The 13,751-nt window shown below is 71.5% G+C and carries 16 protein-coding genes; 12 read left to right on the top strand and 4 right to left on the bottom strand.

What is annotated here, in order from left to right; genetic code table 11:
- Nucleotides 1-6 precede the first annotated feature (6 nt).
- The 3 genes from KHU32_RS00835 to KHU32_RS00825 are packed head-to-tail and all read right to left on the bottom strand — an operon-like array spanning nucleotide 7 to nucleotide 2,911.
- A complete protein-coding gene (locus KHU32_RS00835; protein WP_213668160.1) occupies nucleotides 7-930 on the bottom strand; it encodes a peptidoglycan-binding protein in 924 nt (307 codons plus the stop codon).
- Nucleotides 927-1,517: a hypothetical protein gene (locus KHU32_RS00830; RefSeq protein ID WP_213668159.1), complete on the bottom strand. Its 591-nt coding sequence runs from the start codon at nucleotides 1,515-1,517 to the stop codon at nucleotides 927-929. The genes KHU32_RS00835 and KHU32_RS00830 overlap by 4 nt, the downstream gene beginning before the upstream one ends.
- Complete coding sequence (locus KHU32_RS00825) at nucleotides 1,514-2,911, bottom strand: hypothetical protein (RefSeq protein WP_213668158.1); 1,398 nt, start codon at nucleotides 2,909-2,911, stop codon at nucleotides 1,514-1,516. Before KHU32_RS00825 ends, KHU32_RS00830 begins: the two co-directional genes overlap by 4 nt.
- A gap of 186 nt (nucleotides 2,912-3,097) precedes the next feature.
- Between KHU32_RS00825 and KHU32_RS00820 the strand changes: the two genes are divergently transcribed.
- Nucleotides 3,098-3,421, top strand: coding sequence for a hypothetical protein (locus KHU32_RS00820; RefSeq protein ID WP_213668157.1), 324 nt, complete (start codon nucleotides 3,098-3,100; stop codon nucleotides 3,419-3,421).
- 124 nt (nucleotides 3,422-3,545) lie between these two features.
- A complete protein-coding gene (locus KHU32_RS00815) occupies nucleotides 3,546-4,307 on the top strand; it encodes a class II aldolase/adducin family protein (RefSeq protein ID WP_213668156.1) in 762 nt (253 codons plus the stop codon).
- A 60-nt stretch (nucleotides 4,308-4,367) separates the two neighbouring features.
- On the opposite strand, the gene KHU32_RS00810 is transcribed toward KHU32_RS00815, so the two are convergent.
- A complete protein-coding gene (locus tag KHU32_RS00810) occupies nucleotides 4,368-5,399 on the bottom strand; it encodes an aspartate-semialdehyde dehydrogenase (RefSeq protein WP_213668155.1) in 1,032 nt (343 codons plus the stop codon).
- 144 nt (nucleotides 5,400-5,543) lie between these two features.
- On the opposite strand from KHU32_RS00810, the gene pqqA reads away from it, so the two are divergent.
- The 10 genes from pqqA (at nucleotide 5,544) to mdh (ending at nucleotide 13,749) form a co-directional block, all read left to right on the top strand.
- Nucleotides 5,544-5,624, top strand: a complete 81-nt coding sequence (pqqA, locus tag KHU32_RS23510; RefSeq protein WP_213669605.1) for a pyrroloquinoline quinone precursor peptide PqqA — start codon at nucleotides 5,544-5,546, stop codon at nucleotides 5,622-5,624.
- A gap of 26 nt (nucleotides 5,625-5,650) precedes the next feature.
- Nucleotides 5,651-6,556, top strand: coding sequence for a pyrroloquinoline quinone biosynthesis protein PqqB (gene pqqB / locus KHU32_RS00800; RefSeq protein WP_213668154.1), 906 nt, complete (start codon nucleotides 5,651-5,653; stop codon nucleotides 6,554-6,556).
- 8 nt (nucleotides 6,557-6,564) lie between these two features.
- Entirely contained in the window at nucleotides 6,565-7,341 is a 777-nt protein-coding gene (pqqC, locus tag KHU32_RS00795) for a pyrroloquinoline-quinone synthase PqqC (RefSeq protein ID WP_213669604.1), read from the top strand.
- Nucleotides 7,342-7,393: 52 nt separating this feature from the next.
- Entirely contained in the window at nucleotides 7,394-7,651 is a 258-nt protein-coding gene (pqqD, locus tag KHU32_RS00790; protein WP_213668153.1) for a pyrroloquinoline quinone biosynthesis peptide chaperone PqqD, read from the top strand.
- Nucleotides 7,648-8,724, top strand: coding sequence for a pyrroloquinoline quinone biosynthesis protein PqqE (pqqE, locus tag KHU32_RS00785; protein WP_213668152.1), 1,077 nt, complete (start codon nucleotides 7,648-7,650; stop codon nucleotides 8,722-8,724). Before pqqD ends, pqqE begins: the two co-directional genes overlap by 4 nt.
- Nucleotides 8,725-8,807: 83 nt before the next feature.
- Nucleotides 8,808-10,025 (top strand): PQQ-dependent sugar dehydrogenase, encoded by a 1,218-nt coding sequence (locus tag KHU32_RS00780; protein WP_249680465.1) that lies wholly within the window; start codon nucleotides 8,808-8,810, stop codon nucleotides 10,023-10,025.
- The gene (locus KHU32_RS00775; RefSeq protein ID WP_213668151.1) at nucleotides 10,025-10,612 is read left to right on the top strand and encodes a c-type cytochrome; all 588 of its coding nucleotides are present in this window, start codon (nucleotides 10,025-10,027) and stop codon (nucleotides 10,610-10,612) included. Before KHU32_RS00780 ends, KHU32_RS00775 begins: the two co-directional genes overlap by 1 nt.
- A 95-nt stretch (nucleotides 10,613-10,707) precedes the next feature.
- Entirely contained in the window at nucleotides 10,708-11,874 is a 1,167-nt protein-coding gene (gene zapE / locus KHU32_RS00770) for a cell division protein ZapE (protein ID WP_213668150.1), read from the top strand.
- A 133-nt stretch (nucleotides 11,875-12,007) separates the two neighbouring features.
- Complete coding sequence (locus tag KHU32_RS00765) at nucleotides 12,008-12,544, top strand: hypothetical protein (RefSeq protein ID WP_213668149.1); 537 nt, start codon at nucleotides 12,008-12,010, stop codon at nucleotides 12,542-12,544.
- Between the two features lie 251 nt (nucleotides 12,545-12,795).
- Nucleotides 12,796-13,749 (top strand): malate dehydrogenase, encoded by a 954-nt coding sequence (mdh, locus tag KHU32_RS00760; protein ID WP_213668148.1) that lies wholly within the window; start codon nucleotides 12,796-12,798, stop codon nucleotides 13,747-13,749.
- Nucleotides 13,750-13,751 lie beyond the last annotated feature (2 nt).

Raw genomic sequence — 13,751 nt, 5'->3', positions numbered from 1 at the left:
AGGGGCTCACGCCAGCCAGTCCCGGAAGGTCGGCACGGCGGCACCGGGCGGTTCGCTCGCGAAGAGCGCATAGGCATCGCCCAGATGCGCGATGAAGACGTCGGCGTGCCAGGCATTGCCGCGCCGCGTCTGGACCAGGCCCCAGGGATTGTCGGCCTGGCGATCCGCGCGGAGGCTGCCGGCGTTATAGGCCGTGGCGACCAGCGGCGGATCGAAGCGCGTGATGCCTGGTGCCTGGCGCCGGATATAGGCGGCGCCGGCCAGGGCCGAGACCGCCGGGTCCAGCAGCCGCGCGCGATCGAGCGAGGGGTCGGACAGCGCCTCGCGCGCCGTGGAGATCAGGGTCTGCATCAGCCCGGTCGAGACCCGGTGCGGCGTCGCGGCGTCGGAGGTGAAGCCGGGCTCCTCCCGCACGGCATCGGCGCGGCCGGCGCTTTCCGTGCAGGCCGAGGCGAGCAGGAGCTCGACGGGCACGGCGAAGCGGGTGGCCGCCGCCTCCAGCGCGGCGCGATGGGTGGCCCAGCAGCGCGCCGCGACTTCGGGCCTGGGGTTTTTCCGCGCGGTGGCCTCGCCCTCGATTTCGACGCCGGCGCGGGCCAGCCGCCAGCGGCGGCGGCCCGGTCCCAGGGGCGCGCCGTGCATTGTCAGCAGGGCCGGGAGGTAGGGCCGCAGCCCCTCCTGCCAGGGGCGCTCGCGGGTCAGGGCGGGCTGGCCCAGGAGCCGCGCCCAGGTGAGCGGCCCGATCACGCCATCGGCGGCCAGGCGCTCTCGGCGCTGATAGGAAATGACGGCGTCGCGGGTGACGGGGCCGAAGACGCCGTCCGCGTCGCCGCGCAGGCTGCCCGCGCGGGTCAGCGCGAGCTGAGCGAGGCGGACGTCCTCACCGCGGACCAGCGGCAGGCGGAAGGCAAGCAGGCGCTCGAGGATCATGGCGTGGCTCCGCAGGCGGGGATGCTGGCGAGGCGGCGAGCGAGATCGGCAGCCTCGCGCGAGGCCGGCGGCGCGAGGGCGAGCCCGGCCTGGGCGGCGGCGCAGCGCTGGAGATCGGTGCCGGCGCCCGGACGCGCGGCGACCAGCGCCGCCCGCGCGCCGAGCAATGCCGAACCGGCTGCCGCGGCGGCGACCGCGGCCCGCGCCGCCTCGGCCGCGCCCATGGCGGGTGGAGAGAGCTCGGCGAGGCAAAGGCGGGCCTGGGCCTCGCCGGCCGCCAGGCGCGGATCGGGGGCCAGCGCCCGCGCGGCGGCATAGGAAGCGGCGGCGCAGGGAAGATGCGTGGCCTCGGCCGGGCAGGCGGCGCCGGGCGCGCGGCGGGCCAGGGCCAGGGAAAGGCAGGCCTCGCCATGCCGTGCGTGCAGCCGGGCACAGGCGGGATGGCCTTCGGGGCAAGCCACCGGCTCGGCGGCGATCTCGGCCGGCGTCGCCGTCTGCCAGCGCGCGAGCAGGGCGATGGGCGGGTCGATCGCCCTCGCCAGCGATGCGCAACCAGCGAGAAGAAGGAGCAGGGCGGCGGACCTCATGGCGCCAGCTCCGCCAGCAGGGGAACGGGGTCCGTATGGCTCTCGCGCAGCTCGCCCAGCAGCAGCGCCAGGGCCTGGAGCGCGGCCTGTGCCGTCTCGTCGCCCGGGACGGGGAGGGAAGGGCGCGCGGTGGGGCCGGGGCGGAGCGCCGGGGCCGCCCCTTCCAGCGATTGCGCGATGCGGGCCACCAGTTCGGGCGCGAGGTCGGCTTCCACGCGTTCCTCCAGCAGGGCGCGGCGGAATTCGGCGAGGCCCAGCGCCGCCTCCTCGGGGCTGGCGAAGCCGGGATAGCGCGCCCAGAGGCGATCGGCCGCGTCCTCCCGCAGGCAGGTGTCGAGCAGGCCGGCCAGGAAGCCCGGTTCGATCAGGCGCGGCGTGAAGAGCCGGGCGAAGATCGGTGCGTCGGCGAGGCGGAGCTCGGCCGAAGCGGGGGTGACGGTGCCGGGCTCGAAGAGGGCCGGGTCGTAGGGCGCGTCGAGCAGCCGTGCGCGGAAGCGCCGCCAGGCCGCGGAGCCCAGATTCCAGCCGAGGCCGAGCAGCAGCGCCACGCCGCCGAGCGGCCCGGCGGCCGTCGCCGGCAGGAGCGGCGCCGCCGCGTGAAGGACGGAGGCGAGCGGCCCGTCCCGCCCGGTCAGCGCGGCGGTGGCGGATTGCAGCGCGGCGAGATCCGCCTGGCCGCCGAGCGCCCGCGCCGCGCCCAGCGCCTGCTCGGCCCGGTCCAGCCAGGTCTCGGCCTCGGCGGGAAGAAGGCCCGCCGGCAGGGCGGGGCCCAGCCGCTGCACCAGCAGCCGCGCGACACCGAGCTGGCGCTCGAGCGTGGCCATGGCCTCGGCGAGGCGCGAGGGCTGGGTGGCCCGGGTGGCGGCCTCGCGGGCGGCCGCCTCGCTGGCCTGGAGCGCCTCGCTCACGCGCTGCTGCCCCTCCAGCGCATCGCCGAGGCGGCGGGCGGCCTGGGCCTCCGGCGTGGTGGAGCGGGCGCCGAAATAGAAGCCGAAGACGCCCGCGATGATGCCGTTCACATAGCCCGCGATGGCGTCGTTGAGTCCGAGGCTCTGGCTGAAGAGCAGCAGCGGCAGGCCGACGATGCCGACGATCAGCGCCAGCAGCGCACGCACCGTGCCTTCGGGCAGGGCCAGCGGCAGGTCGCGGAGGGCGGCCATCTGCTCGGGGGTGGTGGCAGGATCGCGCAGCAGGGTGAAGCAGCGGGCCGCGAGCCACCAGAGGAAGGCGGCGAAGCCGAGGCCGACCAGGAAGATCAGCAGCGCGACGAGCGTGCCGGGCGCCTCCAGCAGCGGCCCGGGGCCGAGACCCGCCAGGCGCGCGCAGAAGAGGATGGAGACGCCGGACAGGCCGATGAGAAGAATGCGAAGGGGGATGGCGAGGAAGCTGGGCAAGGGGAGACCTCCAGGCGGAGGCGATATATGTTCCTATTTTGTTCTTATTTGCAAGGAGTTTATTCTTCTTGGCGCGGGCAAGCATTCCCCTTGGCCTAGGTCTATCCTCCTGGCGAAGCGGTTATGATTCGCGTATCCGTCGCGCGTTCGCGCCCATGAGGGGCGTCGAACTTAAGGAAATCTCTCATGAGTGTTTCTCGCTTCGCGCTCCTCGCCGGTCTCGGCGCGGTGCTGGCCATGCCGGCCCTCGCCCAGTCCAACAACCCCGATTTCAGCCTTCGCAATCGTGGCAACGTGGACATCAACGAGATCTATGTGTCCTCGTCGCAGGTCGACAACTGGGGCCGCGACCGCCTGGGCCGCAACGTCCTGGAGCCGGGCCGTAGCCTGGAGATCGTGCTGCCGGCCGGCCAGTGCGTGAACGACATCCGCGTGGTCTATTCGAATGGCCGGAGCCAGGAGCGCCGCCAGGTGAACACCTGCAACCTGACCGATGTGAGCTTCCCCTGAGCTCCTGCGCGGGGGGCTCGCCCCCCGCGTTGCCTCCCGGCGGGAAGGGGCCGCACGATGCCCCTAGGCGCGAAAGCCCAAAAGGTCTTAGCTGGCCCCCGCGAAACGATCCCGGGATGAGAAAATGTCCGCCGCCGTCAAACCCGCTCCCGCCAGCATGAGCGATGCCGAGTGGAAGGTCCGCTGCGACCTCGCCGCCCTCTATCGCGTCGTGGAGCATCTGGGCTGGACCGACCTGCTCGAGACGCACATGTCCGTGCGCGTGCCCGACGAGCCGGGCACCTTCCTCATCAACAACTACGGCGACATGTTCGACGAGATCACGGCGTCGAGCCTCGTGAAGATGGACATGGAAGGCCGCGTCCTGGGCGGCGGCACCAAGTTCAACTCGGCCGGCTTCACCATCCACAGCGGCGTCTACAAGGCCTGCCCGGAGGTGAACTGCATCATGCATTCGCACACCCGCGCCGGCGCCGGCGTCTCGGTGCTGCGCCAGGGCCTGCGCCCGATCAGCCAGGACGCGCTGCATGTGCTGGACGACGTCGTCTACCACGAATACGGCATCCCCTCCTCGGTCGAGGAATGCGAGGCGCTGGGCGAGAGCGCGAAGAAGGGCGGCTGCCTCGTGCTGCTGAACCACGGCCTGCTGACGGCCGGGAAGACCATCCCCTCCACCCTCAACCGCCTCTACCTGCTGGAGCGCGCCTGCGAGGTGGAAATGATCGCCCGCAGCATGGACGAGGAGCCGGTCTTCATCGCGCCGCACATCGTCGAGCGCGCGGCCAAGCGCTTCTCCGTCCTGCGCGACCAGCCGGAATACGGCGTGCGGCAGTGGGAGGCGCTGCTGCGGCGCATCGACCGGGACGGCGCCGACTACAAGCGGTAAGGCCGATCCCGATCATGCCGCTTCGCATGATCGGGTGACGCGGCCCCAGGGAAGCCGGCTTCAGCCGGCCGGCTTCTTCAGCAGCCCCTGCGCGTGCAGCTCCTCGGCGATCTGCACCGCGTTGAGCGCGGCGCCCTTGCGCAGATTGTCGGCGACGCACCAGAAGGCCAGGCCGTGCGGCACGGTCGGGTCGCGGCGCAAGCGCGAGATGAAGACCTCGTCGTCGCCCGCCGCGTCGACCGGCGTGATGTAGCCGGCATCCTCGCGCTTATCGAAGACCGAGATGCCCGGCGCCTTCTTCAGCGCGGCCGTGGCCTGCGCGACGGTGATCGGGTTCTCGAACTCCACATGCACGGCCTCGGCATGGCCGATGAAGACGGGCACGCGCACGCAGGTGGCGATGAGCTGGATGTCGGGATCCAGGATCTTCCGCGTCTCGACCGACATCTTCCACTCCTCCTTCGTCGCGCCGTCCTCCACGAACTTGTCGATATGGGGGATGACGTTGAAGGCGATGGGCTTGGTGAACTGCTCCACCGTCGGCATGTCGTGCACGAAGCTGCCCTTGGTCTGGTTGAAGAGCTCGTCCATGCCCTCCTTCCCGGCGCCGGAGACGGATTGGTAGGTCGAGACCACCACGCGCTTCACCTTCGCGAGGTCGTGCAGCGGCTTCAGCGCCACGACCAGCTGGATGGTGCTGCAATTCGGGTTGGCGATGATGTTGCGCTTGCGGAAGCGGGCCAGCGCCTGCGGGTTCACCTCCGGCACCACCAGCGGCACGCCCGGCTCCATGCGGAACTGGCTCGTATTGTCGATGACGACGCAGCCCTGCTCGGCGGCCCGCGGCGCATGGATCGCCGAGATGGCGGCGCCGGGGCTGAAGAGCGCAATGTCGGTACCGGTGAAGTCGTAGGTCTCGAGGTTGCGGATCTTCAGCACCTGGTCGTCGCCGAAGCTGACCTGCTGGCCCACGGAGCGGGGCGAGGCGAGGGCGATGACCTCGGAGACGGGAAATTTCCGCTCGGCGAGAATCTTGAGCAGTTCGCGGCCCACCGCCCCGGTGGCACCCACGATCGCGACCCGATAGGCCATGGCATTCTCACTCCGCAACTCGACAGGCGGGCTTTACGCTCTCTGGTTCGACTGCGTCCAGCGATCACGGCCCTTGATGGGCGCCGGCAATGTCGCCATCCTTTCAGGGCCGGCAAAGGGCCGGCCAACATCGGGAGTATCGTCATGGCCTGGAAGAAGCCCCGCGTCGTCGAGGTATCGCTCGCGCTCGAGATCAACAGCTACGCCTGCGCCGAGATCGGCTGAGGCCCCTGCGGGCCTGAGTCTTGCCGGTGCTGCGTGCCATCGTGCTGGGGGCGGGGGCCGGCGGCGGCTTCCCGCAATGGAACTCGGCGGGCCCTGGCTGCCGTCGTGCGCGGGCCGGTGACCCGGCCGCGAAGCCGCGCAGCCAAGCCTCCCTGGCCGTGAGCGCGGATGGCAGGGACTGGGTGGTGGTGAATGCCTCGCCCGACCTGCGCCAGCAGATCGCCGCCACGCCGGCGCTGCACCCGCAGGCCGCGCCACTGCGCAACTCGCCCATCGCGGCGGTGGTGCTGACGGGGGCGGAGGTGGATACCCTCGCCGGCCTGCTGACGCTTCGCGAACGCCAGGCCTTCCGCCTCTTCGCCGCCGCGCCGGGCCTCGCCGTGCTGGCGGAAAATCCCATCTTCCGCGCCCTGAACCCCGACTTCGTGACGCGCGAGGAGATGGTGCCGGGCACCGCCTTCGCCCCGGTTCCCGGCCTGACCATCGAGGCCTATCCGGTGCCGGGCAAGGTTCCGCTCTTCGCCGAGGCCGGGGCGGATCCCGGCATGGCGGAGGACGGCGAGGCGATGGGCCTCGCCATTTCCGCGGGCGGCGCCACGCTGCATTACGTCCCCGGCTGCGCGATGATGACGCCGGTGCTCTCGGCCCGCCTGCGCGGCGCGGCCTGCGTGATGTTCGACGGCACGCTCTTCACCGACGACGAGATGATCGCGGCCGGTGCCGGCCCCAAGACGGGCCGCCGCATGGGGCACATGCCCATCTCGGGCGAGGGCGGCTCGCTCGAGGCCTTCGAGGGCCTGGGCGTCGCGCGCCGCATCTACGTCCACCTCAACAACACGAACCCGGCCCTGCTGGACGACAGCCCCGAGCGCGCGCACCTCGCCGCGAAAGGCTGGGAGGTCGCGGAGGACGGGATGGAGATCGCGCTTTGACCCTGGCCATGCCGGACCGACCAAAAGCCGAGCCCCGCCCTGCGTCGCCGCCCGGGGCGAAGGGCGCGCTGCTGGCCCCCGAGGAGCTGGAGGCGGCGCTCCGCGCGATCGGCGCCGAGCGCTACCACAGCCTGCATCCCTTCCACCGCCTGCTGCACACGGGGAAGCTCGACAAGGGCCAGGTCCAGGCCTGGGCGCTGAATCGCTACTACTACCAGGCGAGCATTCCGGCGAAGGATGCCTCGCTCCTCGCGCGGCTGCCCACGACCGACCTGCGCCGCGAATGGCGCCGCCGCATCGAGGACCATGACGGTGACGGCACCAAGCCCGGCGGCGTCGAGCGCTGGCTGGCGCTGACCGACGGCCTCGGCCTCGACCGCGACTACGTCGTCTCGCTGGCCGGCCTGCTGCCCGGCACGCGCTTCGCGGTGGATGCCTACGTCCATTTCGTCCGGGAGAAGAGCGTGCTGGAGGCCGTCGCCTCCTCGCTCACCGAGATGTTCTCGCCCAACATCATCCAGGAGCGCGTGGCCGGCATGCTGCGCGGCTACGACTTCGTGAGCGCGGAGACGCTGGCCTATTTCACGCCGCGCCTCACCCAGGCGCCGCAGGACGTGGACTTCGCGCTGGGCTATGTGAAGGAGCATGCCGATACGCGCGAGAAGCAGGAGCTCTGCCTCGCCGCGCTGCGCTTCAAGTGCGACCTGCTCTGGGCGCAGCTCGACGCGCTGCACTTCGCCTATGTGGCACCGGGCCTGCCGCCGCCGGGCGCCTTCCGGCCATGAGTCCGCGCGCCTCGGCACCACGGCCGGTCGCCGCTCCGTGGTTGGTCGCGCGATGACCCCGAAATTCGCCCCCGGCGCCCGCCTGCACGAGGACAAGGCGCGCGCGCGCTGGGTGGTGATGGCGCCGGAGCGCATGTTCGTGCCGGACGAGACGGCGCTTGAGGTGCTGCGCCTGGTGGACGGCCAGCGCGACGAGGCGGCCATCGTCGCGCTGCTCGCGGAGAAGTTCGCGGCCCCCCGCGAGGAGATCGCGGCCGACGTCGCGGAGATGCTGCGCGACCTCGTCGTCCGGGGCGCGCTCAGCGGATGAGCGCGATCGAGCCGCCGCTGGCCCTGCTCGCGGAGCTCACGCATCGCTGCCCGCTGCGTTGTCCCTACTGCTCCAATCCGGTGGAGCTGGCGCGCGCGCGCGACGAGCTGGCCACCGCGGAATGGGCGCGCGTCTTCCAGGAGGCGGCGGCGCTCGGCTGCCTGCAGGTCCATCTCTCCGGCGGCGAGCCCACCGTGCGGCGCGACATCGTGGAGATCACGGCGGCGGCGCGGGAGGCCGGGCTCTACACCAACCTCATCACCGCCGGCGTGCTGCTGGAGGCGCCGCTCCTGGCGCGGCTCGTCGAGGCCGGGCTCGACCATGTGCAGCTCTCCGTGCAGGACGCGGACGAGGCGGGGGCCGAGCGGATCGGCGGGCTGCGCGGCGCCCAGGAAAGGAAGCGCCGGGCGGCCGCACTGGTCCGGGAGATGGGCCTGCCGCTCACCCTGAATGCCGTGGTGCACCGGCAGAACCTGCACAACCTGCCGCAGCTCATCGCGATCGCGCTCGACTGGGGCGCCCAGCGGCTCGAGGTCGCGCATGTGCAGTATTACGGCTGGGCCCTGGCGAACCGCGACGCGCTGCTGCCGACCCGCGCGCAGCTCGACGAGGCGACGGGCCTCGTCGAGGCCGCGCGGCAGGCGCATCGCGGCCGCCTCGTCATCGACTATGTGGTGCCGGACTATCACGCGGCGCGCCCGAAGGCCTGCATGGGCGGCTGGGGGCGGCGCTTCCTCGCCGTCTCGCCGATGGGCGAGGTGCTGCCCTGCCATGCGGCGAAGTCCATCGCCGGCATGGTCTTCCCCAATATCCGCGACACCTCGCTGGAGGCGGCCTGGACGGGGAGCGACGCCTTCAACGCCTTCCGCGGCACGGCCTGGATGGCGCCGCCCTGCCGGGGCTGCGCGCATGCCGAGCGCGACTGGGGCGGATGCCGCTGCCAGGCCTTCGCCCTGACCGGCGATGCCGCGGCGACCGATCCGGCCTGCGCGCTCTCACGCGATCACGGGCTGCTCGCCGCCGCGGTGGCCGAGGCCGGGGAGACCCGTTTCCGGTACCGCGAATTCTCCTGACCGGGGCCCAAGTCCGGGCTTGCAACCGTTACCCATTCGTCATTCCATCAACAGGCAGCCCAAAGGGCGCAGGGAGAAACATCATGATCAAGAAACGCCTCATGCTCGGCCTGGCCGCGGCGCTGATCGCCGGCCCGGCCCTCGCGCAGCAGGCCGCGCCGGCCGTCCCCGGCTGGGCCGTGGGCCGGCCCGAGGGCTCCACCCTTGCCCCGCACGGGCCGACGCTCACGGTCACGCCGGTCGAGCGGCTGCCCGTCGCCGCGCTGCGCCTGCCGGCCGGCTTCTCGGCCTCGGTCTTCGCGCATGGCATCCCCGGCGCCCGCGCCATGGCCGAGGGGCCGAACGGCACCATCTTCGCCGGCAGCCGCGTGATCGGCCGGGTCTATGCCATCACCCGGAACGCGGATGGCACGACGCGCACCCGCGTCATCGCCCAGGGTCTGAACAACCCCAACGGCATCGTGATGGTGGGCAACAGCCTCTTCGTGCTCGCCCTCAATAGGGTGCTTCGCTACGACAATATCGAGGCCAATCTCGACAACGTGCCGCCGCCGGTGGAGCTGACCCAGGCCTTCGGCCTGCCGGGCGAGGCGGATCACGGCGGCAACCATTTCTGGAAGGTCGCGTCGCTCGGCCCGGACGGCCGAATCTACACCAATGTCGGCGCGCCCTGTAACATCTGCAGCATCGATCGCGACCGCTTCGCGCTGCTCGTCTCCTTCAATCCGGATGGCAGCGACCGGCGGATCGAGGCGCGCGGCGTGCGCAACAGCGTGGGCCTGGCCCATCATCCGGTGACGCGCGAGCTCTGGGCCACCAATCACGGCCGCGACTGGGCCGGCAACGACGTGCCCAACGACACGCTGATCCGCATTCGCCGCACCGGCGAGGATCACGGCTATCCCTTCTGCGTCGGCAACTGGGCCGATCCGCAGGAGAATGCCGGGCGCAACTGCAGCGAGTTCGCGCAGCCCGCGGCCCTGCTCGGCGGTCATGTCGCGCCGCTAGGCATGCGCTTCTACACCGGCACGATGTTCCCCGAGGCCTACCGGAACCAGATCTTCATCGCCCGCCGCGGCTCCTGGAACCGGGAGCGCCTGAGCGGCTACGACGTCGTGATGGCGAAGCTGGACGCGCAGGGCAACGTGACCAGCGTCGAGCCCTTCATGACCGGCCTGCTCGATGAGGCCAACCAGCGCTTCCTCGGCCGTCCGGCAGATATCCATGTGCACAGCGACGGCTCCCTGCTGGTGGCCGACGAGCAGATGGGCGCGATCTACCGCATTACCTATCGCCAGTGATGCGGCTTTCGGTACTGGCGGCGGCCTTCCTGGCCGCCGCGCTTCCCGGCGCCGCGCTCGCGCAGGACGCGGCCCGGGGCGCTGAGCTCGCGGCGCAGAGCTGCGTCGCCTGCCACGGCGCCAATGGCCGCAGCCAGACGGAGGACATCCCCTCCCTGGCCGGCCAGCCCGCCGATTTCATCACGCTGCAGATGATCCTCTTCCGCGAGCGCATCCGGCATGTGGAGCTGATGAACGACGTCGCGGCCAATATGCCGGACCGTGACATCGAGGATCTGGCCGCCTTCTTCGCCAGCCTGCCTCCCGGCCCGCCGGACGAGCGCCGGCCGCGCGACGCGGCCCTCTTCGCCGCCGGCCAGGCGCTGATCGGCCCGCGCCATTGCGGGACGTGCCATGTCTCCGATTTCGGCGGCCGGGCGCAGATTCCCCGGATCGCCGCCCAGCGCGAGGAATTCCTGGAGCGCGCGATGCTGGAATACCGGGACGGGCGGCGCGCCGGGGCCGATACGCAGATGAACGGCGCCGTCGTCGGCCTCTCCAACGGCGATATCGCCGCCATCGCGCATTACCTCGCGCAGCTGGACTGACATGGGCCGCGGCCCCGGCGCCCCTCCGGCGCCGGGACGCCCTGGCCGGGGGGGCGAGTTGAGCCGGCGCCGCGCCCGGTCTATCCCTCCCGCCCATGGATTCCCTGATCACCCGGAACGAGGGTCCCCTCGCGGCCTACCGCGCCCGCGTTTCCGAGGGCGCGCTGCGCGCCGACCCGGCGCAGGCCCATGCTGCCGAGATCCTGCAGACGCTCTGGCGCAACCTGCGCGGCTACGACCCGAAGCCGGCGGCGCCTGAGGCGAAGGGCTTCTTCGGCAAGCTCTTCGGCGGCGGCAAGCGCGGCTCGGGCGACCTCGCGGCCCCCGAGGGCACGCCGGAGGGCCTCTACCTCGTCGGCGCCGTGGGGCGCGGCAAGTCCATGCTGATGGACCTGTTCTTCGACACGGCCGAGGTGCCGCGCAAGCGCCGCATCCATTTCCACGCCTTCATGCAGGAGGCCCACGCCCGCATCCATGCCTGGCGCCGGGCCAATCCGGGCGCGGACGACCCCATTCCGCCGCTCGCCGACCAGATCGCCGCCGAGGCGTCGCTGATCTGCTTCGACGAGTTCCAGGTCCATGACATCACCGATGCGATGATCCTGGGCCGGCTCTTCGAGGCGCTTTTCGCCCGTGGCGTCGTGATGGTGGCGACCAGCAACACGGCCCCGCAGGACCTCTTCAAGGGCAAGCCCGGCCGCGACGCCTTCCTGCCCTTCATCGCGCTCATCCAGTCGCGGGTGGAGGTCTTCTACCTGGAATCCGCGCAGGACTACCGGCGCGAGCGTATCCGCGGCCTGCCCACCTGGCACCATCCGGTGAACGGCCGCTCGGAGCGCGCGCTGGACGCCGCCTTCCTGGAGCTGACGGGCACCCCCCAGGGCGAGCCGGCGAGCCTGCAGGTGCTGGGCCGCGCCGTTCCGGTCGGCGAGGCGGCGCGCGGCGTGGTGCGGACCTCCTTCGACGAGCTTTGCGGCCGGGCGCTCGGCCCCGCCGACTACCTGGCCCTGGCGACGCATTTCCACACGCTGGTGCTCGACGCCATCCCGCGACTCGGGCCGGAGAATTTCGACCGGGCGCGCCGCTTCATCACGCTGATCGACGCCCTCTACGAGCACCGCTGCAAGCTGGTCGCCTCGGCCGAGGCGGGGCCGGACCTGCTCTATGAGCAGGGCGAGAACGCCGCCATGTTCGAGCGAACTGCATCACGATTGATGGAAATGCAAAGCCAGGAATATTTGGGGTTGCCTCACCTGCCTTGACGTAATACGCCGTAATAAGATGGTCGCGTGTGTCGCTCGCAACCGTCGCGTTGGTGTCGCCGCCCCGTGCGGCGATTGGGGAATCGGGGGATTCATGCGGAAATTGTTCGGAGGCCTTCTCGGCCTATGCCTGATGGCCGCGCTTGTGCCGGTCGAGGCTTCGGCGCGCACGGACGCACGGGCCAGTGCCCAATCCAGCTCCTCGCGGCCCGCGGCGGCCCGCCAGGCTCCGCGGCAGGCCACGGCCCGGCCCGCTGCCCGCGCCACCACCGCTTCCCGCCCGACGGCGGCCCGCAACACCGGCGGTGCCAACGCCGCGCGCTCCAATCGGGGCGGGCGTGACGTCGCCGTCGCCAACCGGGGCCGTGGCCGCGCCGCCGCGCCGGCGCGCAGCAGCCGTTCGGTGAACAGCCGCGTGGCCGCCGCCGTTCCCTATGGCCGCTCCGCGGCCGCCGTGCCGCAGGCGCGCAACATGCGGACCACCGCCATGGCCTCCTGCACGGTGCGCCGCGGCCGCCGCGTCTGCTCCGCCACCGCCTCGCGCGCCGAGCCGCTGCGCTGGACCGGTGGCCTCGCCCCCGCCGCCATGAGCCAGATGGCCTGCCCGGACGGCACCATGGCGACCATGGCTGTCGGCCATAACGACATCACGCGCTGCGTCCCGCTCTAGGGCCGGCCGCAGGGGCGTCTCACCGCTTCCCCGTCGGGGAACGCCTCCAGGGGGCCTGGGCACGTCGAGTGCCCGGGCCTTTTTTGCGTCCGGGGGTCTTTTTGAATTTGGTGTGATCGGCGCCCGTGCCGCCCCGGCCCGCCGGCCTCGTTGCGCAGGCGCAGGGAATCCCCGGCCGCGCCTTGCCCGGCCGCGCCAACGGGGCTACCCATGCGCCCGCAAACCTGCCCCACTGCATAGAGGAAGGCCCCATGGCCCGCAGCAAGATCGCGCTCATCGGCGCCGGCAACATCGGCGGCACGCTCGCCCATCTGATCGGCCTGAAGGAACTCGGCGACGTCGTGATGTTCGACGTCTTCGGCGGCGTCGCGGCCGGCAAGGCCCTCGACATCATGCAGTCCAGCCCGGTCGACGGCTTCGACAGCGCAATGTCCGGCGGTTCGGACTACGCCGCCATCGAGGGCGCGGACGTCATCATCGTCACCGCCGGCTTCCCGCGCATGCCGGGCATGAGCCGCGACGACCTGCTGACGAAGAATGCGGGCGTGATGGGCCAGGTGGCCGAGGGCATCAAGAAGTACGCCCCCAACGCCTTCGTGATCTGCATCACCAATCCGCTCGACGTGATGGTGTGGGCGCTTCAGCAGAAGTCCGGCCTCCCGGCGAACAAGGTCGTCGGCATGGCCGGCGTACTGGACAGCAGCCGCTTCCGCCTGTTCCTGGCCGAAGAGTTCGGCGTCTCCGTCGAGGACGTGACGGCCTTCGTGCTGGGCGGCCACGGTGACACCATGGTGCCGCTGACCCGCTACTCCACCGTTGCCGGCATCCCCGTCCCCGACCTCATCAAGATGGGCTGGACGACGCAGGAGAAGATCGACGCGATCGTGCACCGCACCGCCAATGGCGGCGGCGAGATCGTGAAGCTGCTGGAGAAGGGCTCCGCCTTCTACGCCCCGGCCGCCTCGGCCATCGCGATGGCCGAGTCCTACCTGAAGGACAAGAAGCGCGTCCTGCCCTGCGCCGTCATGCTGAACGGCGAGTATGGCCAGAACGACTTCTACGTCGGCGTGCCGGTCGTCATCGGTGCCGGCGGCGTCGAGAAGATCGTCGAGGTCGAATTCCTCCCCGAGGAGAAGGCTGCCTTCGACAAGTCCTGCGACGCGGTGAAGAAGCTGGTCGAGGACTTCAAGGCGCTGGGCGTCTGAGA

It is taken from the genome of Roseococcus pinisoli, from assembly GCF_018413645.1.
Taxonomy (GTDB): Bacteria; Pseudomonadota; Alphaproteobacteria; order Acetobacterales; family Acetobacteraceae; genus Roseococcus; species Roseococcus pinisoli.
Note: the sequence above shows the minus strand (reverse complement) of the source record. Positions and strands in the feature narration are given on the sequence as shown.

Excerpts from the sequence above, each read along its gene's own strand:
- KHU32_RS00835 (WP_213668160.1), bottom strand. The coding sequence starts at position 930 with ATGATCCTCGAGCGCCTGCTTGCCTTCCGCCTGCCGCTGGTCCGCGGT.
- KHU32_RS00830 (WP_213668159.1), bottom strand. The coding sequence starts at position 1,517 with ATGAGGTCCGCCGCCCTGCTCCTTCTTCTCGCTGGTTGCGCATCGCTG.
- KHU32_RS00820 (WP_213668157.1), top strand. The coding sequence starts at position 3,098 with ATGAGTGTTTCTCGCTTCGCGCTCCTCGCCGGTCTCGGCGCGGTGCTG.
- KHU32_RS00815 (WP_213668156.1), top strand. The coding sequence starts at position 3,546 with ATGTCCGCCGCCGTCAAACCCGCTCCCGCCAGCATGAGCGATGCCGAG.
- KHU32_RS00810 (WP_213668155.1), bottom strand. The coding sequence starts at position 5,399 with ATGGCCTATCGGGTCGCGATCGTGGGTGCCACCGGGGCGGTGGGCCGC.
- pqqA (WP_213669605.1), top strand. The coding sequence starts at position 5,544 with ATGGCCTGGAAGAAGCCCCGCGTCGTCGAGGTATCGCTCGCGCTCGAG.
- pqqC (WP_213669604.1), top strand. The coding sequence starts at position 6,565 with ATGCCGGACCGACCAAAAGCCGAGCCCCGCCCTGCGTCGCCGCCCGGG.
- pqqD (WP_213668153.1), top strand. The coding sequence starts at position 7,394 with ATGACCCCGAAATTCGCCCCCGGCGCCCGCCTGCACGAGGACAAGGCG.
- pqqE (WP_213668152.1), top strand. The coding sequence starts at position 7,648 with ATGAGCGCGATCGAGCCGCCGCTGGCCCTGCTCGCGGAGCTCACGCAT.
- KHU32_RS00780 (WP_249680465.1), top strand. The coding sequence starts at position 8,808 with ATGATCAAGAAACGCCTCATGCTCGGCCTGGCCGCGGCGCTGATCGCC.
- KHU32_RS00775 (WP_213668151.1), top strand. The coding sequence starts at position 10,025 with ATGCGGCTTTCGGTACTGGCGGCGGCCTTCCTGGCCGCCGCGCTTCCC.
- zapE (WP_213668150.1), top strand. The coding sequence starts at position 10,708 with ATGGATTCCCTGATCACCCGGAACGAGGGTCCCCTCGCGGCCTACCGC.
- KHU32_RS00765 (WP_213668149.1), top strand. The coding sequence starts at position 12,008 with ATGGCCGCGCTTGTGCCGGTCGAGGCTTCGGCGCGCACGGACGCACGG.
- mdh (WP_213668148.1), top strand. The coding sequence starts at position 12,796 with ATGGCCCGCAGCAAGATCGCGCTCATCGGCGCCGGCAACATCGGCGGC.